At 50.1% G+C, this 24,003-nt stretch carries 24 protein-coding genes; 15 read left to right on the top strand and 9 right to left on the bottom strand.

All coding sequences use genetic code 11. The annotated features are described in order from the left end of the window. Nucleotides 1-29: 29 nt before the first annotated feature. Nucleotides 30-683 (bottom strand): GntR family transcriptional regulator, encoded by a 654-nt coding sequence (locus ACO0LG_RS26195; protein WP_423030990.1) that lies wholly within the window; start codon nucleotides 681-683, stop codon nucleotides 30-32. A gap of 196 nt (nucleotides 684-879) precedes the next feature. Between ACO0LG_RS26195 and dctP the strand changes: the two genes are divergently transcribed. From dctP to ACO0LG_RS26140, 11 genes are read left to right on the top strand one after another with little or no spacing between them, the layout of a single operon-like run. Continuing rightward, nucleotides 880-1,908 carry a TRAP transporter substrate-binding protein DctP gene (dctP, locus tag ACO0LG_RS26190; RefSeq protein ID WP_423030988.1) on the top strand — a complete coding sequence of 343 codons (1,029 nt, stop codon included), beginning with the start codon at nucleotides 880-882 and terminating at the stop codon, nucleotides 1,906-1,908. Next, nucleotides 1,905-2,468, top strand: coding sequence for a TRAP transporter small permease (locus ACO0LG_RS26185; RefSeq protein ID WP_423030986.1), 564 nt, complete (start codon nucleotides 1,905-1,907; stop codon nucleotides 2,466-2,468). The genes dctP and ACO0LG_RS26185 overlap by 4 nt, the downstream gene beginning before the upstream one ends. Beyond that, nucleotides 2,465-3,814, top strand: a complete 1,350-nt coding sequence (locus tag ACO0LG_RS26180) for a TRAP transporter large permease (protein WP_423030984.1) — start codon at nucleotides 2,465-2,467, stop codon at nucleotides 3,812-3,814. Before ACO0LG_RS26185 ends, ACO0LG_RS26180 begins: the two co-directional genes overlap by 4 nt. Then, on the top strand, nucleotides 3,814-5,478 hold the full coding sequence (mdcA, locus tag ACO0LG_RS26175; RefSeq protein WP_423030982.1) for a malonate decarboxylase subunit alpha: 1,665 nt from the start codon (nucleotides 3,814-3,816) through the stop codon (nucleotides 5,476-5,478). The genes ACO0LG_RS26180 and mdcA overlap by 1 nt, the downstream gene beginning before the upstream one ends. A gap of 11 nt (nucleotides 5,479-5,489) precedes the next feature. Continuing rightward, the gene (gene mdcC / locus ACO0LG_RS26170; protein ID WP_423030980.1) at nucleotides 5,490-5,804 is read left to right on the top strand and encodes a malonate decarboxylase acyl carrier protein; all 315 of its coding nucleotides are present in this window, start codon (nucleotides 5,490-5,492) and stop codon (nucleotides 5,802-5,804) included. Continuing rightward, nucleotides 5,801-6,700: a biotin-independent malonate decarboxylase subunit beta gene (locus ACO0LG_RS26165; protein ID WP_423030978.1), complete on the top strand. Its 900-nt coding sequence runs from the start codon at nucleotides 5,801-5,803 to the stop codon at nucleotides 6,698-6,700. The genes mdcC and ACO0LG_RS26165 overlap by 4 nt, the downstream gene beginning before the upstream one ends. Next, nucleotides 6,693-7,406, top strand: coding sequence for a biotin-independent malonate decarboxylase subunit gamma (gene mdcE / locus ACO0LG_RS26160; protein ID WP_423030976.1), 714 nt, complete (start codon nucleotides 6,693-6,695; stop codon nucleotides 7,404-7,406). Before ACO0LG_RS26165 ends, mdcE begins: the two co-directional genes overlap by 8 nt. A 3-nt stretch (nucleotides 7,407-7,409) precedes the next feature. Continuing rightward, complete coding sequence (gene mdcG / locus ACO0LG_RS26155; RefSeq protein ID WP_423030974.1) at nucleotides 7,410-8,099, top strand: malonate decarboxylase holo-[acyl-carrier-protein] synthase; 690 nt, start codon at nucleotides 7,410-7,412, stop codon at nucleotides 8,097-8,099. Further along, complete coding sequence (gene mdcB, locus ACO0LG_RS26150; protein WP_423030972.1) at nucleotides 8,093-9,016, top strand: triphosphoribosyl-dephospho-CoA synthase MdcB; 924 nt, start codon at nucleotides 8,093-8,095, stop codon at nucleotides 9,014-9,016. The genes mdcG and mdcB overlap by 7 nt, the downstream gene beginning before the upstream one ends. Continuing rightward, nucleotides 9,009-9,944, top strand: coding sequence for an ACP S-malonyltransferase (locus ACO0LG_RS26145; protein WP_423030970.1), 936 nt, complete (start codon nucleotides 9,009-9,011; stop codon nucleotides 9,942-9,944). Before mdcB ends, ACO0LG_RS26145 begins: the two co-directional genes overlap by 8 nt. Nucleotides 9,945-9,981: 37 nt before the next feature. Continuing rightward, nucleotides 9,982-10,614, top strand: coding sequence for a carboxymuconolactone decarboxylase family protein (locus ACO0LG_RS26140; protein ID WP_423030968.1), 633 nt, complete (start codon nucleotides 9,982-9,984; stop codon nucleotides 10,612-10,614). 98 nt (nucleotides 10,615-10,712) lie between these two features. On the opposite strand, the gene infA is transcribed toward ACO0LG_RS26140, so the two are convergent. From infA to ACO0LG_RS26120, 4 genes are all read right to left on the bottom strand, one after another. Further along, the gene (gene infA / locus ACO0LG_RS26135; protein ID WP_162039515.1) at nucleotides 10,713-10,976 is read right to left on the bottom strand and encodes a translation initiation factor IF-1; all 264 of its coding nucleotides are present in this window, start codon (nucleotides 10,974-10,976) and stop codon (nucleotides 10,713-10,715) included. Nucleotides 10,977-11,241: 265 nt separating this feature from the next. After that, nucleotides 11,242-11,553 carry a hypothetical protein gene (locus ACO0LG_RS26130; protein ID WP_423030966.1) on the bottom strand — a complete coding sequence of 104 codons (312 nt, stop codon included), beginning with the start codon at nucleotides 11,551-11,553 and terminating at the stop codon, nucleotides 11,242-11,244. 61 nt (nucleotides 11,554-11,614) lie between these two features. Next, complete coding sequence (locus ACO0LG_RS26125) at nucleotides 11,615-12,505, bottom strand: LysR family transcriptional regulator (RefSeq protein ID WP_423030964.1); 891 nt, start codon at nucleotides 12,503-12,505, stop codon at nucleotides 11,615-11,617. 130 nt (nucleotides 12,506-12,635) lie between these two features. Continuing rightward, entirely contained in the window at nucleotides 12,636-13,508 is an 873-nt protein-coding gene (locus tag ACO0LG_RS26120) for an alpha/beta hydrolase (RefSeq protein ID WP_423030962.1), read from the bottom strand. A 225-nt stretch (nucleotides 13,509-13,733) separates the two neighbouring features. On the opposite strand from ACO0LG_RS26120, the gene ACO0LG_RS26115 reads away from it, so the two are divergent. Together ACO0LG_RS26115 and ACO0LG_RS26110 are read left to right on the top strand one after the other, a co-directional pair. Then, nucleotides 13,734-14,708, top strand: coding sequence for an MBL fold metallo-hydrolase (locus tag ACO0LG_RS26115; protein WP_423030960.1), 975 nt, complete (start codon nucleotides 13,734-13,736; stop codon nucleotides 14,706-14,708). Nucleotides 14,709-14,761: 53 nt separating this feature from the next. Further along, nucleotides 14,762-15,466: a glutathione S-transferase family protein gene (locus ACO0LG_RS26110; protein WP_423030958.1), complete on the top strand. Its 705-nt coding sequence runs from the start codon at nucleotides 14,762-14,764 to the stop codon at nucleotides 15,464-15,466. A gap of 50 nt (nucleotides 15,467-15,516) precedes the next feature. Here ACO0LG_RS26110 and ACO0LG_RS26105 read toward each other — a convergent pair whose 3' ends face one another. Next, complete coding sequence (locus ACO0LG_RS26105; RefSeq protein ID WP_423030957.1) at nucleotides 15,517-16,236, bottom strand: LytR/AlgR family response regulator transcription factor; 720 nt, start codon at nucleotides 16,234-16,236, stop codon at nucleotides 15,517-15,519. A 32-nt stretch (nucleotides 16,237-16,268) separates the two neighbouring features. Beyond that, nucleotides 16,269-17,957 carry a histidine kinase gene (locus ACO0LG_RS26100; RefSeq protein ID WP_423030955.1) on the bottom strand — a complete coding sequence of 563 codons (1,689 nt, stop codon included), beginning with the start codon at nucleotides 17,955-17,957 and terminating at the stop codon, nucleotides 16,269-16,271. Nucleotides 17,958-18,110: 153 nt separating this feature from the next. On the opposite strand from ACO0LG_RS26100, the gene ACO0LG_RS26095 reads away from it, so the two are divergent. Then, the gene (locus ACO0LG_RS26095) at nucleotides 18,111-20,291 is read left to right on the top strand and encodes a serine hydrolase (RefSeq protein WP_423030953.1); all 2,181 of its coding nucleotides are present in this window, start codon (nucleotides 18,111-18,113) and stop codon (nucleotides 20,289-20,291) included. 43 nt (nucleotides 20,292-20,334) lie between these two features. Here the strand turns inward: ACO0LG_RS26095 and ACO0LG_RS26090 are convergent, their stop codons facing one another. Continuing rightward, complete coding sequence (locus ACO0LG_RS26090) at nucleotides 20,335-22,065, bottom strand: response regulator (protein ID WP_423030951.1); 1,731 nt, start codon at nucleotides 22,063-22,065, stop codon at nucleotides 20,335-20,337. Continuing rightward, entirely contained in the window at nucleotides 22,046-23,560 is a 1,515-nt protein-coding gene (locus tag ACO0LG_RS26085) for an ATPase domain-containing protein (RefSeq protein WP_423030949.1), read from the bottom strand. Before ACO0LG_RS26085 ends, ACO0LG_RS26090 begins: the two co-directional genes overlap by 20 nt. A 219-nt stretch (nucleotides 23,561-23,779) precedes the next feature. On the opposite strand from ACO0LG_RS26085, the gene ACO0LG_RS26080 reads away from it, so the two are divergent. Further along, entirely contained in the window at nucleotides 23,780-23,968 is a 189-nt protein-coding gene (locus ACO0LG_RS26080) for an ATP-binding protein (protein ID WP_423030947.1), read from the top strand. The last annotated feature ends 35 nt before the right edge of the window (nucleotides 23,969-24,003 follow it).

The raw sequence follows: 24,003 nt of genomic DNA, 5'->3' as shown, positions 1-24,003 counted from the left end.
ATGTATACTTCTGTGCCTGCATCTGTTACTCAGGCAACTTGTCTAGGCAGCGATGCAATCAAATCGGCAAAACGCTGCCCTTGTATCATGATATGGCCGCGCAATAAATTGGCGGTCAGTTCTGCCTCACCCTGCAAGATCGCTTGTACTACCTGGTCGTGCTCATTATAAGAATTCGCAACACGGTCACGCACACGCAGTTGCAGGCGGCGGTAAGGGCGCAGGCGGCGGTGTAAATTCATTGCTTGAGTTTCCAGAAAATCATTATGGCTGCCGCGATAAATCAGGTAGTGAAACACTTCATTCTTGTAAAAATACTCGTCCGGGTCTTCGGCATCACGCGCTTCTTTACAGGCTTCATGGGCCGTTTTTAAATCTGCCTGTTCCTGCTTGGACATGCGGCGCGCAGCCATGCGTCCACACATGGCTTCAAACTCTGCCATGACTTCAAACATTTCCACCAATTGCTGTGGGCTGACCGTAGCGACTTGGGCGCCGCGCCGTGGCCGCATTTCTATGATGCCCATCGATGCCAGTTGTATTAATGCCTCACGAATAGGTGTGCGGGATACACCAAAGCGCTCGGCAAGCTCGGTTTCATCGAGATGATGGCCAGGCTGTAGTTGCCCTGTTGCGATCAATTCTTCTATTTCTTCTCGCAAGCTGGTTGAACGGTTTTTCATTTTTTTGTATATCGAATTAATTTATCAGCCTAGTATATATTCAAGTTGACTTTGAATGCAAAATAGTCGATCTTGTATACAAGAATTTTAATAAAGCATACAAAGCATCATTGTTAGCGGGATATGCAAATAATCAATGACCAGGCAAAACCTTGTCAAAAAGAGATGTCTCATCGATAAAACCTTAGGAGCAATCATGTCGCAACTGAAGAGAAGAACCGTCTTGCAAGCGCTAAGCCTTGCCCCATTGGCGGCTGCATGGTCGCCACTTACGGCATGGGCGCAAAGCACGGCGCTGAAAATTTCCCACCAATTCCCTGGTGGCACGCTGGAAGAAGGCGACTTTCGTGACCGCCTCTGTCGCATGTTTGCCGCAGAAGTACAAAAACGCAGCAATGGCAGCCTGAAGTTTGAAATTTATCCCGGCTCTTCTCTGATGAAGACCAATGCGCAATTCTCATCCATGCGCAAAGGTGCGCTGGATTTGTCGCTGGTGCCTTTGTCGTACGCCGGTGGTGAAGTGCCAGAAGTGAATATTGGTCTCATGCCGGGCCTGGTGCCATCGTATGAAGTTGGCGCGGCATGGAAGAATGCGGAAGTCGGCAAGGAACTTAACAAACTCTTGCTCGACAAGGGCATCGTGGTCGTCAGCTGGATCTGGCAGGCTGGCGGCGTGGCATCACGCACCAAGGCAGTAGTTGACCCGGATGATGTCAAGGGCATGAAAATACGCGGCGGTTCACGCGAGGTCGATCTGGTATTGAAAGCCGCTGGAGCTGCCGTGGTCTCGCTGCCATCGAATGAAATTTATGCCGCCATGCAGACAGGTGCGATGGAAGCAGCGATGACTTCATCGACTTCACTGATTTCTTTCCGTCTGGAAGAAGTATCCAAATTCCTGACCAGTGGCCGCGGCCAAAGTTACTGGTATATGTTTGAACCGCTGATGATGTCGAAAGTGATTTTTGACAAGCTGAGCAAAGACCAGCAAAACACCATCATGACGGTAGGTGCAGAACTGGAAGCCTTTGCCATCAAGGCAGCGAAACAGGATGATATCGCCGTCGCTACTGTCTATGAAAAGAAAGGTGCCAAGGTCGTTGATCTGAATGCTGCGACAGTCAAGAAATGGCAGGCAATCGCCCGCACCACGGCATGGAAAGACTATGCTGATAAAAATGAAAACTGCGCCAAATTGCTTAAACTGGCGGAGAAATTGCTATGAGTCATGGCTTTGAAATGGAGAGCAAGGGAGGGCCTTCCGGACCCCCAGTCCCTGACGATCCCTTTGTGGCAAAAATAGCGAAAGTGCTGGAGTGGGTCAACTCAGCCATCGTGCGCATTTCCATGTTTGCTATGTTGCTGACGGCTTTCATTCTCACTTATTCTGTCGTCACGCGTTATCTGTTCAAGATACCGACAGACTGGCAAGATGAAGCCTCTGTCTTCATGCTGATAGGCGTGACTTTCTTTTCTGCGGCGTACGTGCAGTCTTATCGCGGTCATATAGGTATAGAAGTCTTGTCATCCATCCTGCCGCCAGCAGTCAACCGCTTTCGTCTGTTGCTGGTGGATATGATCAGTGCGACGTTTTGCCTGTTTTTTTCCTGGAAATCCTGGACGCTGTTTCATGAAGCCTGGGTGGATGGCCAAACGACTTCATCGACATTTGCACCACCCTTATGGATACCCTATGCCATGATGGCAACTGGCATGACTTTGTTGTCGTTGCAAATCCTGGTACAGATACTGGCAGCCGCCACCAATAAAAGGAGGCCGGCATGAGTCCGCTCACCCTAGGTGTTCTATACGGCATCGTCACCCTGGTCGTGATGTTCTCCGGCATGCCGATTGCCTTTGCTTTGGGCGTGGTGGCAACCGGCTTCATGTATTTTTTCATGCCTGCTGCATCACTCGATACGATTACCCAGAACGTCTATGAAGAAATGGCATCGATCACCTTGTTGTCGATACCGCTGTTCATTTTAAAAGGTGCGGCCATTGGCAAATCACCCGCCGGCCGTGACTTGTATTCTGCCATCCACGCGTGGTTGCACAAAGTACCGGGTGGCTTGGGTATCGCCAACGTCTTTGCCTGTGCCATGTTTGCAGCCATGGCTGGTTCCTCACCTGCGACCTGTTCCGCCATCGGCTCTGCTGGCATACCAGAAATGCGCAGGCGTGGTTATTCTCCAGGCTTTGCCGCAGGCATCATCGCTGCCGGTGGTACGCTGGGTATTTTGTTGCCGCCATCGATTACCATGATCCTGTATGCAGTTGCTGCTGAACAATCACTTGGGCGCTTGTTTTTGGCTGGCATAGGTCCGGGTGTCTTGCTGGTGATTTTGTTTTCTGGCTATGCTGTGTATAGGGCGCGTCGTGAATATGCGGTTGCGTACAAGGCGTATGAGCAGGGTGGTATCAAATCCGCTTATCTGGAAGAAAAACACTTCACTCTCTCTCAAAAAGTCGAGATGTTGCCTCGTGTTCTGCCTTTCGTTATCCTCCTTATCGGTGTCATGGTAGCCTTGTATGGCGGCTATGCCACGCCTTCAGAAACTGCAGGCCTGGGTGCCTTGCTGGCGATGGTATTGATTGCCATCGTATATGGTGTATGGCGGCCAAAAGACATTTCACCCTTCATCACCTCGACCATCAAAGAATCGACGATGCTGCTGTTTATCATAGGCATGTCGCTGCTCTATTCTTATGTCATGAGTTATCTGCACATCAGTCAGTCAGCAGCACAATGGGTGGTGGATTTGCATCTCAGTAAATGGATGTTGCTGACGGTGATATTGCTGATGGTAGTGGTGTTTGGTTTCTTCTTGCCACCGGTATCGATTATCCTGATGATGTGCCCCATCATTCTGCCGCCATTGAAGGTAGCAGGCTTTGATCTGATCTGGTTTGGCGTGGTCATGACCATCGTCATGGAGATGGGGCTCATACATCCGCCCGTGGGCTTGAATATTTTTGTCATCAAGAATATCGCGCCAGATATACCTTTGAAGGATATCGTCTGGGGTGTCTTGCCTTTTCTATTGTTAATGCTGGTGGCCGTGATTTTATTATGCGTATTTCCACATATCGCGACCGCATTTCCTGATGCCTTGATGGGAGCAAAATAATGACCGCAACCGGTCGCTGGAACACCCTGCAAATCAACCGGCAGCAGCGCCTGCAAAGGGCTGCTGACGTGCTGGGTAATGATTTGCAGGGCAAACTATTTCCGCAGCAACGCATAGGCGACTGCCTGTATGCGGTACTGGAAACAGGCGACCGGGTTTGCCTGGAAGGGAATAACCAGAAGCAGGCAGATTTTCTGGCCAAGGCACTGACTAAATTGGACGCGACACGGGTTCATGATTTGCACATGCTGCTGTCCGTTCTGGCCTTGCCTGAACATCTGGATGTATTTGATAAAGGTATCGCCAGCAAGCTGGATTTTTCTTTTTCCGGCCCGCAGGCTGCGCGCCTGGCCAAGTTGGCCTCGGCAGGTAAATTGAATATCGGCGCCATCCACACCTATCTGGAATTGTATGCACGTTATTTCGTTGACCTGACACCACGCGTGGCCCTGGTGGCTGCACAATCGGCTGACCGCGCAGGCAATTTATATACTGGCCCCAATACTGAAGACACACCGACGATAGTCGAAGCCACTGCTTTCAAATCCGGCATCGTGATCGCCCAGGTCAATGAGATCGTTGATGTCTTGCCGCGTGTCGATATCCCCGCAAGCTGGGTAGATTTCGTGGTGCAGGCACCAACACCGCATTACATAGAGCCCTTGTTCACCCGTGATCCGGCCTTGATCTCCGAGATACAGGTCTTGATGGCGATGATGGCCATCAAAGGTATCTATGCCGAATATGAAGTCAAGCGCCTCAACCATGGCATAGGCTTTGATACCGCCGCGATAGAATTGCTCTTGCCCACCTATGCAGATTCGCTGGGTTTGAAAGGCAAGATCGCCAGCCACTGGGCGTTAAACCCACACCCGGCATTGATACCTGCGATAGAAGCGGGCTTTGTTGAATCGGTACATTCCTTTGGTTCTGAGTTGGGCATGGAAGACTATATCCGCGCGCGCCCCGATGTCTTCTTTGTTGGTGCTGACGGCTCCATGCGCAGCAACCGTGCTTTGTCGCAGGCTGCAGGCCATTATGCTTGCGACATGTTCATCGGTTCTACTTTGCAAATCGATTTGCAGGGCAACTCATCAACAGCTACCCTGGGTCGCATCGCCGGTTTTGGCGGCGCGCCTAACATGGGGGCAGATGCCCGTGGCCGCCGCCACGCCAGCCCCGCATGGCTAAAAGCTGGCCGCGAAGCACGCGCAGGCAGTAATCAAATACCACGCGGACAAAAGCTGGTGGTGCAAATGGTAGAGACTTTCCGCGAGCACATGCAACCCGCCTTTGTAGAAAAACTCGATGCATGGCAACTGGCAGAGCAAGCCAATATGGCTATACCACCAGTGATGATTTATGGTGATGACGTGACCCATATCCTGACTGAAGAAGGCATCGCCAACCTGCTCTTGTGCCGCAGTGAAGAAGAACGCGAACAAGCTATACGGGGTGTCGCAGGTTATACACCAGTCGGGCTGGCACGCGATAAACGCATGGTAGAAAACCTGCGTGACCGCGGCATTATCAAACGCGCAGAAGACATGGGCATAGACAAACGCATGGCTACGCGTGATTTGCTGGCCGCAAAAAATATGAAAGACCTGGTACGCGCATCTGGCGGTTTGTATCAACCACCCAAGCGCTTCAGGAACTGGTAAGGATCTTCGTCATGGAAACTTTGGTATACCGCTTTGAACAAGGGCGTCGTAGGCTGGGGGCAACGGCGCAACTGGTCGGCGTGGTCAGTTCAGGCAATCTCGAAGTGCTGGTACAGTCGCTGGATTTGCAGTCAGCCTGCGAGATAGAAATCAGCACGGCTGCCACTGGTTTTGGTGCGATCTGGCAGGCAGTCATGAATGACTTTAATCAGCGCTGGCAATTGGCCGATTGCCGCATTGCCATCAATGACATGGGCGCCACTCCTGCTGTTGTCAGCCTGCGTATGGACCAGGCGATAGAAGCCTGCCTGGAGCAAATCAAATGAGTAGCTACCTAGAAGCAACGGCCAGGCAAAGAGTGGCCGCATTGATCAGCGATTTCAAAGAATTTCTGCCACCCGCAAAAGAATGGACCAGCCCGCATCTGCCACAACTGAATGCACCTGTGTCATTCGATGATGGCGTCGTCATCGGTCGAGGCAATATCGATGGCAAGCAGATTTATGTGGCTGCACAGGAAGGCGGCTTCATGGGCGGTGCAGTTGGCGAAGTACATGGTGCCAAGTTGGTGGGCCTCATGCGTGCTGCTGTCATCCACAAACCGCAGGCACTTGTCCTGCTGGCAGAGTCAGGTGGCGTGCGCCTGCATGAAGCCAATGCGGGTCTGATAGCAGTGTCAGAAGTCATGCGCGCCTTGCTGGCCGTGCGTGCGGCGGGCATCCCCGTCATTGTCGTCATCGGTGGAAGCAATGGCTGCTTTGGTGGCATGGGCATAGTCTCGCGCTGTGCGAATGTCATCATCATGTCGGAAGAAGCGAGGTTGGCCATGTCTGGCCCTGAAGTCATAGAAACTGCGAACGGCGTAGAAGAATTTGATTCACGCGATCGCGCGCTGGTGTGGCGCACCACCGGCGGCAAGCACCGTTACTTGCTCGGTGATTGCCAGATGCTGGTGGCAGACGATGATGCCGCGTTCCAGAGGGCAATAGGGCGAGCCATGCAGGATAGCTCACAAAATGAAGTCGCTCTCAGCCTGGCAGCACTGGAAGAAGAACAGCAAATGCTGACAGTTCGCCTGCAAGATTTTGGTGGCAAGACTGAACCCATGGATATCTGGGGGGCTATGGGTGTAGAACATCCTGAGGGTATTGCGATGCTTGATACCCAGGCTTTCCTGCAACTGAGCGCCAGCATCAGGCAGACGGAGCGCCAACATGGATAGCATGCAATTGCTTGTGCAATTATTCCCGCAAGGCCATGAGGTCGCTATCGTTGATGATTTCATTTCTGGCACAGCGACTATTGATGGACAGAGTATCAGCGTCATTGGTACCAGTGGGCACACACCGATAGGCGTGGAGATCGCCTTGGCACAAGCCAGGGCGGTGCTGGCAACAGTGCGAGATTATCCGCACAGGCCAATCTTGCTGCTGGTGGATACCCAGGGCCAGCGCTTGCGCCACAGGGATGAAATGCTGGGCATCAACAGCTATATGGCACATCTGGGTAAATGTCTGGAACTGGCAAGACAATCTGGCCACAAGATCATTGCCTTGGTCTATGACCAGGCCTTGTCAGGCGGCTTTATCACCAGCGGCATGATGGCCGATGCCTGCTATGCCTTGCCAGAAGCCACCATACGCGTCATGGGCTTGCCAGCGATGGCGCGCATTACCAAGGTGGCAGAAGAAAAGCTGACCGCACTGGCATTGCACAATCCCGTATTTGCACCCGGACCTAAAAATTATGAACGCATGGGAGGTGTGCAAGCGATATGGCAGGGTGATCTGGTTCAGTGCTTGCGTGACGCCCTGTTGCAGGCAGATACCAGTGACAGGCGCAGTGAACTTGGACAGCAACGTGGTGGCCGTCGCAAGTCGCAGCAGGTGGTAGAAGCTGTTCTATCTCAAGCGGCACTAGTAAAATAAGGTATGGATAGTATCGCGCAATATCAAAGACATGATCTGGTCTGGCTTGCTGACGAAGCCTGGCTGGCTGTCTTGCAGTCTTTTGGCGCGCCAGATTTGCTCAGGCAATGGCAGCAAGAAGAATGGCCAGCAGTAGTCACACGCCGTCATCCTGATGCCGCAGAAGATGAAGTCTGCATAGGTTTCCCGCTGCCACCTGTCAATGGTAACAAGCCGCGTTTTGCCGCCAGGGTAAAGGCTGAGCATATCGCCATCCATCAATCGGCCTTGTCCTTGCATACAGTCGTTGCCATCGCACCTTCCACATGGCAGGCTGGTGTGCAACACCTGCACCAGCAGGCTTTGATGGCGGGTATCAAACTGCGCGTCTATGGTTCTGTCGCTATGCAATTTTTGACCGGTCAAGATTATCTGAGTGCGACTTCAGATATCGATCTCCTTTTTCGTCCTTATCATCAGGCCCAACTACGTGCCGGCCTGGCTTTGCTGCAAGAGCTACAAACATTGCCCATTGATGGTGAGATTATTTTTCCCGGCGAAGCCGCAGTGGCGTGGAAAGAGTGGATACAACCCGCCCATCCAGGTCAGGATTTTAATCAACAGCGGGTCATGGTCAAAGACATGCATGGTGTCAGTCTGCGTACGCGGCAAAGCTTATGCGCGCTTTTAGGTGAGGGCGAATTGCCATGCTAAAACTTGCTCATGACTGTCGCTACATACCAATGGCCTTCACAACAAACTGCGAGAGCAAAAAAAAATTTGCGGTGCAGCAGGTTGCCAGAATCGCGGTACGCAGCCTGCATGCCGAGCTGGTTTTATATCCCAAACCCGGCCTGGTATCCCTGCGTGACAATGGCAGTCATGCAGACATGGATGCTACCTGCTTCATGCGTAGCCTGTTTTCACTACGTCATTATTTCAGAGACATTGCGCTCGCGGGTGCAGATGGTGCTGACTTCAAGGTACTAAAGCAACTGGGGATAGCAGCAGAACAGTGCATGTTCAAGGCGACCAAAGGCATCAATACGCATCGAGGGGCCATTTTTGCCTTGGGCATGCTTAGCGCAACGGCAGGATATTGCTTGTCGCATCATGATGTATTGACGCCTGTCATTTTACGACAAGCCCTTATCCTGCAATGGGGGCAGGCCTTGGCTGACCACAGCGTTCCTGAAGACGCACAGGATTTGAGCCATGGCTTGCAGGCCGCAAAGCGATATGCCGCCAGCGGTGCCAGGGAAGAGGCAGCCTTGGGGTTTCCCTCCATCTTTGAACTATCCCTGCCACGCCTGCAACAAAGCCTGCATGAGGGCCGCAGTCTGTATCTGGCACAAGTAGATTGCTTCTTTACTCTGATGGCGCATATTAGCGACACAAATCTTTATCATCGCGGTGGCACAGCAGGCATAGCGCACGCGAGAGATGCAGCACAAAATTTTCTGGAGCAAGGCGGTACAGCTCATCCTGAATGGTTGATCATGGCAGAAAAATATCATCAAGAATTTATCTCGCGCAGATTGTCACCGGGTGGCGCAGCAGACATGCTGGCCGCAACCTGTTTTATACATTACTGCCTGGAAGAATTTTCTGCGATGAGGGTACATGAATAAGTTCGCCCTGCTATGTCCCGGGCAGGGTGCGCAGTCTGCGGATATGTTTGCGCTGGTTCGGCAACACAAGCAGGCTGCCAGTTTTGTGCAAACGGTCTTGAGTCATCAGATAGATCAACATACACTCGCAGATGCACTATCTTCGTCCAGGCTTCTGTTCAATAATCGCTATGCCCAGCCTTTGATCGTCGCAACCTCATTGGCTCACTGGCAGGCTTTGCGGGATCATTTACCCGCACCGGATTTGATCGCCGGATACAGCATCGGCGAAATGACTGCACATGCCGTTAGTGGCAGCATGGATATGCAAGCTGTACTGCATCTCGCCACCACCCGCGCTGCTTTGATGCAGGCTTGCGTGCATGCACCGCAACGCATGTTGGCAATATCTGGCGCCGCCATCACCGATATACAGCAATTCGCTACCAGCCATGAGCTGCACGTCGCCATCATCACGGCTGACAACAAGGCTATCATTGCTGGTCTGGCAGACCAGATCAGCGCGGTAATTCCAGAAATTGCCAAGCTGCCTGGACACGATATTACATACACAGAAATAGCTGTGCAGATCGCTTCGCATACGCCACTGATGCTGGGTGCGGTACCTGGCTTTGCGCAAGCGTTGAATGGTACTCCCGTGCATGAAACTGAGATTCCTGTACTGGCAGGTATCAACGCCGAAAAAGTCACGGAACCAGCGACCATACGCAGCAGCCTCCTGGCACAACTGACCCAGACCATACATTGGCACACCTGTATGGATGCACTGGCTGAAAATGGCATCAGCCATGCGCTGGAACTGGGCCCAGGCTCGGCCTTATCCAAAATGCTGCAGACCCGTCATCCACAAATAGCTTGCCGCTCCATCGCAGATTTCCGCAGCCTGGAAGGTGTAGTCCATTGGGTGCATCGCCAGAACGAGAATTGATTTTCACTAGCACAAAGTAACACATACAGGAGGCATCATGAAACGTATTACACTGAGCAATATTCTCATTCCTTTCATACTCACCATGACCATCAACACCCTGGCCCAGGCTGCCGAACGCCTTCCTACGATACCTCCATCTCAATACACAGAAGAGCAGAAGAAAGCGGCTGAAGAATTCCTGGCTACGCGCAAGGTTCCGGTGTTCGGCCCGTTCGAGCCCTTGATGCACAGCCCACAAGTCATGAGCCAGGCGCGTGCCATGGGTGATTATCTGCGTTACCAGTCTGCGCTAGGCACGACACTCAGTGAACTGGTGATACTCATCACCGCGCGTGAATGGTCGCAGGATTATGAATGGTATGTACATCATCCCATCGCTCTCAAGGCCGGTATCAAAACAGAAGTGACAGCCGCAATCGCTGACGGCAGACGCCCTGCTGGTATGACAGATGATGAAGAAATCGTCTATGACTTTTCGATGGAATTACACAAGAACAAGCGCGTTTCCGACCGCACGTATGAACGTGCAGAAAAGCGGTTTGGTAAGAAGGGGATCGTGGATCTGACAGGCATCAATGCTTATTACACTTTGCTGGCCATGCAGATGAATGTGGCGCAATATCAGGTGCCCAAGGATGGCAAGAAGCTGGTGCGCTTTCCTGAGTAAATCAAAAGCGCTTGAATGCCATGTAAAAGGACGAAAAAATGGGGCCAATGCCCCATTTTTTTACATCAATATATTTGCTGCAGCTACTATAGCCGAGATCAATAACGACGACGCTGCTGACCACCACCTGATGGTCCGCGTGTTTCAATATGGCGGAACGTGATCCTGCCCTTGCTCAAATCATAAGGGGACAATTCCAGCGTCACCTTGTCACCGGCCAATATGCGTATGTGATGCTGACGCATTTTGCCGGACGTGTAAGCGATCAGTTTGTGGCCGTTTTCCAGGTTCACACGGAAACGTGAATCGGGCAGCACTTCTTCAACTTGACCATTCATTTCCAACAGTTCTTCTTTTGCCATGGTTTTATCATCTTTATAGTAGGGAGCGCGACGCCTGTACACAGACAGCATCACATACGGCAGACGATCAAAATATCATCTGCAAGGGATTACGGTGAACTCACGGTTGATCGCCTGATGCTGTAAGGCGAAAAGAGTGTGAGTGTTGAAAAGAGGCTGTGCACCGATGGCTTTGCCATCACATCAACACAGTGCTTGAATACCAACCAGAAGAATGCGCTAAAGGCCAGTAAGCTCATACCAGGACCAAGTCTGCAGCAGCTTGTTACTGGAAGGCGCGTTTCAGCGCTTGTTTCAAAAGTAATGCGTCAAAAATTACAACTTCAAAAGAACAGTGATTTATCAGCAGATAATACTTTTCTTGCCACAGGATTATACCCTGAATACCCTGCTTCCCCAGTGATTTGTCGATAAATCGCGAGTGAAATTGAGAAAAGCCGGTCTTTTTGTTGGCAAATTGCTCCGTAAACCACATTTCCCTGTCATTGATGCAAATCAATTTCACATGTGTTTGTAATTTCAACACACACTGACAGATAAGATATTTGAATGGCTCCTGCCTGATCTGGGCAATCATGCTCTCATTTATACTGGCTTAGTAGCAGTTGTACCGTCCGCTTTCATCATAGACACTGCAATCAGCGATGCCGCAATGCTTCCACTACAAGGTTAAAGGCAGGCGAAGAATGTCTGCGGCTGGGGTAGTACAAATGATAACCAGGGAAAACCGGGCACCAGTCCTGCAGCACTTGTATCAGGCGGCCTTCAGCAACATGCTGCTCCACCATATCCAGCGGCAGATATGTCATGCCTATGCCAGCCAGCACTGAGCGCAAGCGGGGGCTGGTACTGTTGAAAATGATCTGGCCGTCAACCCGGACATGGAGTTTTTCACCTGCTTTTTCAAATTCCCAGACCAGCATGCTGCCATAGGTAGGCAGGCGCAAATTGATGCAATTATGTTCCTGCAAATCGTGTGGTGTTTGTGGCTTGGGATTTTTCTTGAAATAAGCGGGTGAAGCGACCACGGCGATCGGCATGTCGGGGCTGATGCGCACGGCAATCATGTCCTTTTCTATCTGGTCACCCAGGCGCACACCAGCATCATAGCGTTGCGCGACAATATTGGTCATGCCATAGTCAACATTGATCTCCACCCTGATGTCGGGGTAGTCTGGCAAGAATTTTTCCAGCTTGGGCCAGAGTACGTAATTGGCCGCATGTTCTGCTGTCGTGATGCGTATATTGCCAGCGAGTTTATCCTTGAATTCACTCAGGGCGCTGAGTTCGGCCTCTATCTCTTCAAAGCGCGGGCCTATGGTTTCCAGCAGGCGTTGCCCGGCATCCGTAGGCGACACACTGCGCGTGGTGCGGGTCAGCAGCCGTATACCCAGTCTGGTTTCCAGCCCACGTATGGTGTGGCTGAGTGCCGACTGCGAGACACCCAGTTGCGCTGCTGCCTTGGTAAAACTACCCTCGCGCGCGACGATGATAAACGCCAGCAAGTCATTAAAATTTTCGCGGTGCATTCATGAATCCTGTTCATAAGCTAATGCCAATTATAGTAGCTTATCAAGCCTGGATTTAAAAACTTGGTGACGAACAAAACAAAAGCGCAGCACATGAATGCTGCACGCGTAAAACCATGACCCTTACATTTTACAAGCTGACTTGCTGTATATATTCGCAATACGCTTTTTGTACCTCGGTGCGGCGTAACAAACCAGTATGTCCCGCATCCTTGATGTACAACTGGCGCTTGGCTTTGGATGGAATTGATTCATACACCTTTTGCCCAAGCTCCGCCGGGGTCTGCTTGTCTTTTTCTGCCGTCAGCACCAGCGTTGGCCCCTGGTAGTGCGACATCGCACGAATGTTATCCACCTGCTGCAAACTGTCCTGGATATTGATGCTGACAAAAGGCTTGGCATACCAGGGCGTGGACAATGACACCATATCCTTGACGTTACTGGCCGTGGTTTCCAGGATGATGCCATCGGGTTGACGTTGTTCAGCAATAAAACCAGTCGCAAAACTCCCCATCGAATGCCCATGCACCACCAGCTTGCCTGTGGTTTTGGCACGCATGGCATCGTAGATTTTCAAGGCATCTTCCTGCAGGTTTTTTATGTCGGGCACACCTGACGTACGGCCATAACCGCGATAATCAAAGCTCACCAGATTGACATTGCAGGCTCCCACGGTTTTCAACATGAAAGGCAACGAGTCCTCTACATGCGAGAGATTGCCACCAAAATACAGCACCGTGACTTTACTGCCATCTTGCCGGAACGCAGCACCTTCCAGCCTGGTCTGGTCAGCAGCAATCACGGTTTCATCCCTGAGCTGTGCCGCCGGATTGATTTTCTGTATATCGTCCTGCGTCAATTTTTGTTTGAACTTGTAACCCGTTGAACTATCGGGCCGTATGTACTGCTTGTCGGTGATATCGACATGCATGCACCCTGTCATCAGGGTGCCGATACCAGCCAACAGTAGCGCAGGAAAAATATACCGTTTGATGAGACGCATGCCAACTCCGTGAAGAACAAGTAGCAGGAATATTATCATGCCCGGTCCTGCCCCCTCCTTGCTCTGCAAATGATTGCTTACTGTTCTGTATGTCATGGAATATTTGCGTAAATCGCAAAGACGGTTTGCGATTATGGTGATTGTATCGATTTATGCAAAGAAATAGAATCTCTTCCACCAACAAGGTATTAACAACAAATGGCGAATAGCCTGGAGGAAGAGAGCATGATCAAGAACACTTTACACACACTGGCCCGTGCAGCATTATATCTGTCCATCGCTGGTGCTTTTGGCATGAGCAGTAGCGCTGCTTATTCTGCTGCACCGATGGTCAAAACATCTGCCCCGGCATACTACCGCACCATGCTGGGCGCATTTGAAGTGACAGCGCTCAGCGACGGCACCGTCAAACTGCCAGTAGAAAAGATATTGATGGAACCAGAGCAAAAAACCAAGGATGCAATGGCAAAATCATTTTTGCAGGCACCGCTGGAAACCTCAGTCAATGCCTACTTGATTAATACCGGCAGCAAGCTGATCTTGATTGATGCCGGTACCAGCAACTTGTTTGGCCCCAGCCTCGGCAAGCTGATTGCCAACCTCAAGGCCTCAGGCTATGAGCCATCACAGATAGATGACATCTACCTCACTCATTTACACCCTGACCATGTCGGTGGTTTGATGGTCAATGGTGCCATGGCTTTTGGCAATGCGATTATTCATGTACGTCAGGCCGAGGCAGATTACTGGCTGAGCCCAAAAAACATGGAGCAGGCACCGGCAGATGCCAAGTCTTTTTTTGAAGGCGCGATGGCTTCGCTTCATCCCTATAAAACAGCTAACAAGCTGCAAACCTTTAGCGCTGACGGTGAGTTATTACCTGGCCTTACTGCGTATTCCACGCATGGCCACACCGTTGGCCACACCTCTTATCTGCTAGAAAGCAATGGTGAAAAACTGCTGGTAGTCGGTGACCTGATCCACGTCGCCTCCGTACAATTCGACAAGCCTGAAGTGACGGTGACTTTTGATAGCTACGCCAAAACAGCTTCTGCCATGCGCCAAAAAGTATTTGCCCAGGCAGCAAAAGATGGTGTCATCGTTGCCGCCTCACATATACAGTTCCCGGGCATGGGACGGCTGAAAAAAACGGGTAATGGCTATCAATGGGTGCCAGTCAATTTCACCTTGATGCCTTAAGCAATTGCGGGCCTGCGTCAGTTCATGCTCGCCATACTCTCAAAGGGAATAAAATGATTAAATTCTATTATCACCCTTCACCCAATCCAGCCAAGATCGCCTTGTTTCTTGAAGAATCAGGCTTGCCCTATGAGCTGGTGCCCATCGATACCCAAAAGGGTGAGCAGCATAGCGCAGCTTATCTTGCCATTAATCCCAATGGCAAGACACCCGCTATCGTTGATGAAGATACTGGTGCGGTGGTGTTTGACAGCAATGCCATCCTGCTTTATCTCGCAGAAAAAGCCGGGCAATTCTTGCCTGCACCTGATTCACTGCTTCGTGCAGAAGTGCTGTCATGGCTGATGTTTATCGCCACCGGCATAGGGCCATTTTCTGGACAGGCGGTACACTTCAGGCACTTTGCGCCGGAACCAAAAACCTACGCACTGAACCGCTATGATTTTGAAGCCTGGCGTCATTGGCGCATACTCGATGCTCGCCTGGCGCGGCGCCAATATCTGGTCGGCAAGGACTACAGTATTGTCGATATAGCTTTTTGGGGCTGGGCGCGTGCCATACCGTTTATCCTTGGTGATGATGCCTGGGACAAGTTACCGAATGTTAAAAGGCTGTTTGATGAAATCAATGCCAGGCCAGCAGCTGGGCGTGCAGAGAATGTAAAGGATGCGCATGCTTTCAAGACAGCGATAGATGCAGAAACCTTGGCGGCAATGTATCCGCAAAATGCAAGGCTTGCTATCGTCGCGAATTCATGAATTAAGTACAAAAATCTGGGGTGCAAAAGCTTTGTATCCCAGAAGAAAAATCAGGAAGCACCTAGTAGTTCTTTGATTTTTGGATACATGGAGCGTGAAACCGGGATTTCTCTTGAAAATTTTGTATCTATCGAATATCTTCCGCCTGCATTGATCGCCAAACGCTGGAAGTGCTGCATATTCACTGCGTAAGAGCGATGTATACGTACAAAATTCCCAGGTAGAATTTGCAGCATATTCTCTAAAGATTTTTCATGGAAATGTTGTTGGCCATCACAACAGATGATCTTGCTGTAATGCCCGTCAGCCTGCAAGAAATCTATATCGGCAATCGCCAGTAATTCTATATTCCCCATTTTCTTTACTATCAGGCTGTCACTTTTATTGTCCGTTGGCTGACGTTGCTCATATCGTTTAAAGGCCAGAAATAAACGTTCCTGGCTAAAAGGTTTGGGGACAAAATCGATGACACCAAAACCAAAGGCAGTCACTGCCCGCTCAATATGTGCAGATATTATTATTGCCTGGAAGCTGGTGGCACTATCTTTACTTGCCATATGGCTCAACTGTAAAATTTTAAAGCCATCGTCACCGGACAAATTCAAATCCAGCAACAGCAAATCAAACTTTGTTGCTTCCAACAAGGCCCGGGCATCATCAATATCATCACAATGACTTACTTGAGTCAGCTTTGCTCCAAAATAAAGTCGTGCCTCGCGCAATAGACGCTGGGCGATCAAAGGCTCATCCTCAACGATCAATAATTTCATGATACTTTCTTTGCGCTGTATTGATCATTCGTTCAGACATGAATGAGCGGCAATTGAAATCGTGCATGCCAGACGTCACCCAGTCGTTCCCCCGCATAGCTGGCACGACCATTAAAAAATTCTTGCAGGCTTTGGGTAATATATTGATTTCCAGTACCTGTTCCAGCATGTAATCTAGGACCGATTAACGGTATTTTTATGAGGATTTCTACTGATTTCTGATCGCGACGTATATGCAGTTCAAACTGAATTTCCTGCCTGTATTTATTATGTGAAAATGCATTTTCCAATACTGTCAATAAAATGGCTGGCGGGATATTAATGGCAGATGGATTGCCCTGCATCAGCAAGGAGCATTTCTTTTGCAGGCGGGTACTCATAATCTCCAGATAATTCTGACACAGCTCCAGTTCCTGCGACAAAGCGATACTGGTGTGATTGGCATATTCATTCAACATCCTGAATTCTCGCCCCAGTGCCTGGATAAATTCTTCTGCCTGCTGTGGCGATTGATGCAGTAATTCTGTCACCAGGCTTAAAGAATTCATGAGGAAATGCGGTTGCAAACTGCGCCGCAGCAATTGATTTTCCAACTGTGTAGCTAACGCTGCTTTTTTCCTGTCCCGGGCGAGCTGCTGTAGTAGCTGTAGTAAAAGAGTGAATAATAAAAAACAGACACTCAGGGCAAAACCAGTTTCTTCAAAATGAAAAGCTGGGGTCAAAAACAGCACGATAGAACATAGTACAACGACCAGGCATATTTGGCTGGCGGTTTTCTGTTTCTTATAAGCGATGAAGTTAATCGCCAGGCTGGAAAAAAGCGCGACGCCAAACATCATCACACTTTTGTTGTCAAAATAAGGACTGATGAAAGTCACCGCAACGGTCAGCAAGCCCAGCAAACAGCCGACCAACCACAGGCGTCCATACCTGAATAGAAAAAGGAAATACAAAGGCAATAATACAGAGAACACCCAGGTCAACCCTGCCACCAGATACAACCTGCTCAGGTGGAGTGGATACAGGTAGCCGACCAGATCACGCCAGCTTTCGACAATGAGCAGGCAGCTCGCTACCAGACACAGAATTAAAAAAATTATCCAGTGCGCATGTCGCTGATAAAACAAAGTCAGGCCGGAGAACAGCACCGCCACCAGCAACAATGCGCCCGTCAATATCAGCGGAAGAATAATCCCCTTGTTATTTTCTAGATGCAGGTTTTGTTGCGCAGTGATGGATAAGCGGTAGAAGGGATTCATCACACTCTCACTGCCATGATAGCTGGAAATTTTTAACACCAGCAAGTGCATGCCTTGCTGTAATTGTTCTGGCCTCAGGCTGACGCTGTAATCAATATACCCTGGTACTTCTTCATCTGCGGTGATGGCGGGCTTGCCATTGCGACCGACTTTGACACCATCAAGAAATAACTCGGTAGTTGCGAGCAGTGATATAGACAAAACCTGGTTTTGCTGTGGTGTCGCTGGCATCAAGAAGTGCGCAGTCAGACAGTGATGCTGTTTTGCTTTGACATCATGCAAAGAAAAACCTGTCTGGGAAAACTGATCTGGCAGGGATATCAACCCCGTTTTACCACAAAGAGAAAAGTCACCTGGTAGATGCTGGAAGCGCAGCCCCATTAAATCCACTTGGGCGAGGCAGGGCCTGAGCACAAAGAATAAAAGGGCAAACATCAGGTATTTGGTAAAGGTTGAGGTCATGGATGGATTGTATCCATGTTTTTCTTCTGCCAAGTGCAAATTACGCAGCGCAAGTGCAGTTCATGTGGTTTTTGCTTTTTAATTGCTGCTGCATGGCTAAGATGTCTGGCCCGAGTTCTCTTTGCGACTATCTGCATCATCATAACCATCATCATGCGAAACATAATCCTGCTGTTCTCCTTGTCCATATTGCTTTTTTATGCGAATACATCGGGAGCAACTTTGCAACCCGACGCCGATACGCAAGTCAGACTGAAAAAATTTGAGCAATTCGTCGCCAGCCAAATGGCCAGAGAAAAAATCCCCGGCTTATCCATAGGCTATTTGCAAGGCCAGGTGATGTGGGCAGGTGGCTATGGTTATGCTGACCTGGAAAACAAAGTGCCTGCTACAGCAACTTCCAGTTACCGCCTGGCCTCGGTCACCAAACCCATGACAGCGGCTGCTATATTGCAACTGGTAGATAGCGGCAAGGTCGCGCTTGATGCCGAGGTGCAAAGCTATGTTCCTTACTTCCCTAAAAAACCATATCCCGTCACAGTACGCCAGTTATTGGGGCATCTGGCAGGTGTCAATGCCTATGTGAATCCACAACTGGAACAGCATTTTAAAGAGCATAAAAATACCCGCGAGTCTATCGCCGTATTTGAAAATTTTGACCTCATCGCTGAACCCGGTACGCGGTTTCGCTACACCAGCTATGGCTATAACCTGCTGGGCGCTGTGATCGAAGGCGCGTCAGGTATGTCGTACAGTGATTACATGACAAAAAATGTATGGGAACCTTTGGGTATGACCACCACCAGGCTGGATGATCCTTACGACATCATTCCTGAAAGGGTGCGCGGTTATCAGTTGCAGAACCAGCAGATAAAACATGCTGAGTTCATTGATATCAGCAGCCGCTTCTCTGCTGGCGGGACGCGTTCCAATATCGTCGACATGCTCAAGTTTGGCGAGGGGATTATCCGTGGCCACATTGCATCCCAAGGCGCACAGGATTTGATGTTTGAATCCATGGTGACCGATAAAAGAAAATTTACCAATTACAGTGCTGGCTGGCTCACCAATCCAGTCAATGGTAGATTCTCCATTTCCCACGATGGTGTGCAACCAGAAACTTCCACCTATTTATTCTGCTTCCCTTCGCACCATCTGACGATAGCTGTTGCCGCCAATCTGCAAAGAGTTAATACCAGTCTTTTTGCCGAGCAGTTATTTGAGGCTATCACAGGTGAGGCTTGGGACAAGCCACTGTATTTCCATGACGCTCAAGACCGGGTTTATTACGATGCCATGAAAGCAGTGTTTAACGAAGGCAATGCTTATTTTGAGCGTAAGCAACGAGCTTACCTTGATGAAGTCAATGAACGCGAAATGCTGGGTGCGGCATTCAGCATGTTCAATCACCATCTGAAGATCGTGGCCTTGAAGAGCGATACAAAGCAGAGACAGCTGTTCATCAGTGAAGCACAACACCCGGCAGGGGGATTGCAATTGCGCAAGCTTGGCTCGTATATGGCGAAGAAGTTACATGACGCCCACCATAAATTACCGGCATATTCAAATAGCACGGCAATTGCTTTCTTCCATGACTATATCGCCCTCTACAAAAAAGACAGCACAATCTCTGCGTCATTTCGTTTTGATGCCCTGTTTGAGCGTCAAGTCGCGCAATTGTATGCAGACTGGATAAAAACAAGCCATATCAAATTGACGAAGCACGATTTTGATATACAAAAATATCTAAAGCCAGGTACACCTACAACTGTCAGTGATAAGGAATTGTCAAAAGCACTGGCGATACTTGGTCAAACTATGGAACCTGCGCTGCAGGGCGCGGCAGTAGCGCCAGATTACCTTGACGATTTGAAGATGCTGACGCAAGATCTGATTCGCAATGGCAATGCCAGCCATGCACTGCAAATCGGGGTGTTGGCGAAAGAGCTTTATCCCAAATCCGACGCTGCGCTCGCACTTGCAGGTGTATTGGAAATTTTTACAGGAAATAAAAGCAAAGGAATCAACTCGCTAAAAACCGCTCTCAATCTGAATCCTCAAGGGAAAGCGAGTGCAGCGGGCCTCAATGACGCTGCCTACGAGCTAAAAGGAACAAGTGGGCCGGAGGCCGGGTTAACAATTCTTCAAGCGGGAATAGAATTGCATCCTGATGATGTCAATTTATACGACAGCCTGGGTGAGTTTTACGTCGCATTGGCAATGAATAAGAAAGCAATTTACGCTTATCAAAGAGCCCTGGATATCAAGCCCGATTATCCAAATGCAAAAGCAGTAAAAAAGATCATACAGGAATTAGCTGCAGGTAAAAATTGATGTGCCCTGTGCAGGGGATAAGCTCAGATGATGAATGCAAACTTTACGCTTGCGGTTGATCAGCACAGCGGCGCAGAGCCTGATCCACGCTGGTGGCAAGCTCTACCAGCTGAAAAGGTTTGCGCAAGATGGTGTTGCCTTCTATGACCTGGTCTATCGCTTCCATGTCGGCATAACCGGTAGCGATGATCATGGGTAGTTCAGGAAATTCCTTGCGTGCGATGGCAACCAGGGTGGCACCAGTCATGCCAGGCATCAGGTAATCGGTAATCATCAGCTTGGGTTGCTCACGCCTTAGCTCGCGTAAGCCGGCTTCACCATCAGCAGCCTGCCTGACTTCATAACCCAGCGCTTCCAGTGACTCCACCATCGATTGCCGTACGGAGTCGTCATCTTCGACCACCAGTATCCGCGTTCCAGCAGTCACGACTCTCAGGACAGGAATTGAACCCTGTTTATCGGTTTCAGAAAAATCTTCCGCTGACCTCAGCCATATTTCTATCGTCGTGCCTACGCCCATCTCGCTCAGTACCCGCGCAGTGCCGCCAGATTGTTGTGCCATGCCATATACCTGGCTCAAGCCCAGGCCAGTTCCCTTGCCTACACCTTTGGTCGTGAAAAATGGTTCAAACACTTTTGCCAGGATATTAGGTGCGATACCATGGCCGGTATCTGTTACCGAGATTCGGCCATAAGTGCCCGGTGGGAGCAAGCCTTCCGGTGGGATTGCCTTGCGTGCCTTTACCTTTAATTTACCGCCGGCAGGCATGGCATCACGGGCATTGATGGCCAGATTGAGCAAGGCCATTTCCATCTGGTTTTTGTCTGCCATGACAAATTCCAGATCATCTTCTATTTTAAATTCCAGCTCTATCAGCGAGCCTATCGACGTCTTCATCAATTCCCGTACGCCTTCGAATAGCGCCAGTACATCGGTTGAGCGCAGATCAAGTCTTTGATTGCGCGAATAGGCCAGCAATTGTCCGGTAAGCTTGCCACCCCGCTCGCATGCACGGCGTGCCACCTCAGCCTTGCGCCTGGCAACATCATCTTTTGACAGTAACAAGATCAAATCCATGCTGCCCTGGATGACATTGAGCAAATTATTAAAGTCATGCGCAATACCGCCAGTCAGGCGGCCCATGGCTTCCATTTTCTGGAATTGCACCATGGCCTGCTGCACCCGTTCGCGTTCTATGACCTCGCTCATCAGCCTGTCATTGGCTTGTGCCAGCGCTCTTGTGCGTTCTTCTATGCGCGACTCCAGGGTCTCATTCAATTGCAGGAGTTGCGCCTGGCTGTCACGCAATTTTTCCGTTGCCAGCATTCTGTCCTGCAAAATCCTGCGGGTCTCATATTGACGCCAGCGCGCTCTTAATGCTGAGGCAGCAGCGCTGCGCAAGGTTTCTGAATTAAGGGGGCGTTCCAGCAAGACGATATTGCCTAGTTGATCAAACGTGCTTCTCGCAGCGCTGGCAGCAATGCTGCTGCCTTTTGCTATCAGCACCACAAACGGAAAATCAGACCATGGCTCCTGTGTTCCCAGCCAGGCAATAAGCTCTTTGACGCTGGAGTCTTGCAGCGTCTCCTCTGCAATCACACATGCGCCTGCACCCCTGGATAGTTCCGCAACCATGACATCAAAATGTGTGACCGCGCCACATTCAAAACCATTGCGCATCAGGAATTGATAAATGACTTCTGCATCCCTGCCATGCGGAGCCAGAATCAGGATACGCTGGTCCAGCGCGCTGTTATCGTCTGCCATCAGCATCTGCCGCTAACATTGGCGTCACGCCACGGTACGTGGGTAAGCCGGTAAGTACACCTTCAAAACCTTCCAGTGCTTCACCAATGATGATACCGCCGCTACTTAACTGTAATTCATGAATCGTCAGCAAGTGATTGCTGGTCCTGCTCTTGATGACAGTAATGGCACGGCGTAATCTGCCATTCGACTCAAAAAACCGTAGCAGCACCGTGGTATCACTCAGGTAGCTCAGGTCAACATCGGTGCGTACTTCACCAATTAATCCGTGCTGACCCAGCACCAGCACGGTCGTCACTCCTTGCTGGTTAAGATAAGACAACAGCTCATGCATTTGCAGCGTCAAAAAATGCTCGCCAGGCATGGCTTGCAGATAAGCATTCAAGCTATCGATGACAATAAATTTTACCCCGTCCAGCTCAACCGCATCACGCAGCATCTGTGCAAATTCACCAGGTGCCAGCTCAGCGGGATCAATATGCTGGATAGAGAGTTGACCGCTATCGACGTAAGATTGCACTTCCATTCCTAGTGACGCAGAACGGGCAAAGAAAGTGCCCAGGCCTTCGTCAAACAAATAGAAAGATGCTTTTTCGCCGCGCTCCAGTGCGCTCAGCAGGCAGCGCACAGACACCGTAGTCTTGCCTATACCAGACGGCCCCACGATCAGGGAATTGGTACCAGACACGAGTCCGCCACCCAGCAATTTGTCAAAACTGGGTAAGCCGGTAGAACTGGTGTGCGCTTTAAATTGTTTGTTGTGTTCTGCCGCTACCAGCCTCGGAAATATCTTGAGTCCACCGGTTTCAAGAATATAGTCATGGTAGCCACCGCGGAACTTGATGCCGCGCATTTTGATCACGTTAACTCGGCGCCGCTCTTTACCAAATTCCTGGGCAATCTGCTCCAGGCTGATCACCCCATGGGCGATACTATGGAGTTGTTGATCGGGACTATTGGATTTGTCATCCAGCAGCAGCACCGTGCAATCGCGCTGCGCGAAAAACTGTTTCAACGCGAGAATCTGTCTGCGGTAGCGCAAGGGATTTTGCGCCAGCAAGCGCATCTCTGACAAGCTGTCAAACACCACCCGCAATGGCTTCATTTCATTGACGCGGTCCATCACTGCTTTCGTGGTCTCACCCAGTTCTACTTCAGACGGGTGGAACACAGACTGTTGCGCATCCGGATGCAGCGAATTATCGTTCGCCAACTCAAATACGGTGATCTTGCCAATATCCCAGCCATGGCTCTCTGCCACAGCATTGAGTTCGTCTGCCGTTTCTGACAATGTAATGTAAAGTCCACGTTGACCCTGAGCCACACCCTCCAGCAAGAACTGTAGACCCAGCGTTGTTTTACCCGTACCTGGTGAGCCCTCCACCAGGTAAACACGCTGTGCGGTCAAGCCACCGCATAAGATGTCGTCAAGCCCCGTGACGCCTGTAGAAATGCGGGTGGTGGGACTGCGGGTTTCGTGTGCGTAAGATTTTTCTATCATAAATTGTCAACGTATTAAACGTAAAGTTGAACAAGGCGATGCGTGTGTCAAAGCCGAACTACATGACGTTTCGCAGGAAATCTTGACTGATAGCTTTGTCCACAATTTATTCTAATTCTTGCCGGACAATCTGTATGTTCGAAAACAGACATAGGGACAAAGTTATTTTTTTAATAAATACTTTGGCAAGCTAATGGCAAGGTCTGGGTTGACACAGACTTGCTACGCCGCGCGCTGGCAAATCTGCTGTCAAATGCAGTCCATTGTGCAGACGTGGGTACTACCATAAAATTCTCAGTGAAAAAAGAAGACGACGGTATGGACATCAGTATGGAAAATACCGGCACAACAATCGGGGCAAATCATCTGGTGCGCTTGTTTGAACGATGCTATCGCGCCGACGCCTGATGCCGCGATTCTGCAAGCGCAAGCGGGCTATGCTT

Origin of the sequence: Undibacterium sp. Ji42W, assembly GCF_049340405.1 — a bacterium.
GTDB lineage: Bacteria > Pseudomonadota > Gammaproteobacteria > Burkholderiales > Burkholderiaceae_D > Undibacterium.
Note: the sequence above shows the minus strand (reverse complement) of the source record. Positions and strands in the feature narration are given on the sequence as shown.

What these genes read in the sequence shown, in the direction of transcription:
- ACO0LG_RS26195 (WP_423030990.1), bottom strand. Translation starts at nt 683, where the DNA reads ATGAAAAACCGTTCAACCAGCTTGCGAGAAGAAATAGAAGAATTGATC.
- dctP (WP_423030988.1), top strand. Translation starts at nt 880, where the DNA reads ATGTCGCAACTGAAGAGAAGAACCGTCTTGCAAGCGCTAAGCCTTGCC.
- ACO0LG_RS26185 (WP_423030986.1), top strand. Translation starts at nt 1,905, where the DNA reads ATGAGTCATGGCTTTGAAATGGAGAGCAAGGGAGGGCCTTCCGGACCC.
- ACO0LG_RS26180 (WP_423030984.1), top strand. Translation starts at nt 2,465, where the DNA reads ATGAGTCCGCTCACCCTAGGTGTTCTATACGGCATCGTCACCCTGGTC.
- mdcA (WP_423030982.1), top strand. Translation starts at nt 3,814, where the DNA reads ATGACCGCAACCGGTCGCTGGAACACCCTGCAAATCAACCGGCAGCAG.
- mdcC (WP_423030980.1), top strand. Translation starts at nt 5,490, where the DNA reads ATGGAAACTTTGGTATACCGCTTTGAACAAGGGCGTCGTAGGCTGGGG.
- ACO0LG_RS26165 (WP_423030978.1), top strand. Translation starts at nt 5,801, where the DNA reads ATGAGTAGCTACCTAGAAGCAACGGCCAGGCAAAGAGTGGCCGCATTG.
- mdcE (WP_423030976.1), top strand. Translation starts at nt 6,693, where the DNA reads ATGGATAGCATGCAATTGCTTGTGCAATTATTCCCGCAAGGCCATGAG.
- mdcG (WP_423030974.1), top strand. Translation starts at nt 7,410, where the DNA reads ATGGATAGTATCGCGCAATATCAAAGACATGATCTGGTCTGGCTTGCT.
- mdcB (WP_423030972.1), top strand. Translation starts at nt 8,093, where the DNA reads ATGCTAAAACTTGCTCATGACTGTCGCTACATACCAATGGCCTTCACA.
- ACO0LG_RS26145 (WP_423030970.1), top strand. Translation starts at nt 9,009, where the DNA reads ATGAATAAGTTCGCCCTGCTATGTCCCGGGCAGGGTGCGCAGTCTGCG.
- ACO0LG_RS26140 (WP_423030968.1), top strand. Translation starts at nt 9,982, where the DNA reads ATGAAACGTATTACACTGAGCAATATTCTCATTCCTTTCATACTCACC.
- infA (WP_162039515.1), bottom strand. Translation starts at nt 10,976, where the DNA reads ATGGCAAAAGAAGAACTGTTGGAAATGAATGGTCAAGTTGAAGAAGTG.
- ACO0LG_RS26130 (WP_423030966.1), bottom strand. Translation starts at nt 11,553, where the DNA reads ATGATTGCCCAGATCAGGCAGGAGCCATTCAAATATCTTATCTGTCAG.
- ACO0LG_RS26125 (WP_423030964.1), bottom strand. Translation starts at nt 12,505, where the DNA reads ATGCACCGCGAAAATTTTAATGACTTGCTGGCGTTTATCATCGTCGCG.
- ACO0LG_RS26120 (WP_423030962.1), bottom strand. Translation starts at nt 13,508, where the DNA reads ATGCGTCTCATCAAACGGTATATTTTTCCTGCGCTACTGTTGGCTGGT.
- ACO0LG_RS26115 (WP_423030960.1), top strand. Translation starts at nt 13,734, where the DNA reads ATGATCAAGAACACTTTACACACACTGGCCCGTGCAGCATTATATCTG.
- ACO0LG_RS26110 (WP_423030958.1), top strand. Translation starts at nt 14,762, where the DNA reads ATGATTAAATTCTATTATCACCCTTCACCCAATCCAGCCAAGATCGCC.
- ACO0LG_RS26105 (WP_423030957.1), bottom strand. Translation starts at nt 16,236, where the DNA reads ATGAAATTATTGATCGTTGAGGATGAGCCTTTGATCGCCCAGCGTCTA.
- ACO0LG_RS26100 (WP_423030955.1), bottom strand. Translation starts at nt 17,957, where the DNA reads ATGACCTCAACCTTTACCAAATACCTGATGTTTGCCCTTTTATTCTTT.
- ACO0LG_RS26095 (WP_423030953.1), top strand. Translation starts at nt 18,111, where the DNA reads ATGCGAAACATAATCCTGCTGTTCTCCTTGTCCATATTGCTTTTTTAT.
- ACO0LG_RS26090 (WP_423030951.1), bottom strand. Translation starts at nt 22,065, where the DNA reads ATGCTGATGGCAGACGATAACAGCGCGCTGGACCAGCGTATCCTGATT.
- ACO0LG_RS26085 (WP_423030949.1), bottom strand. Translation starts at nt 23,560, where the DNA reads ATGATAGAAAAATCTTACGCACACGAAACCCGCAGTCCCACCACCCGC.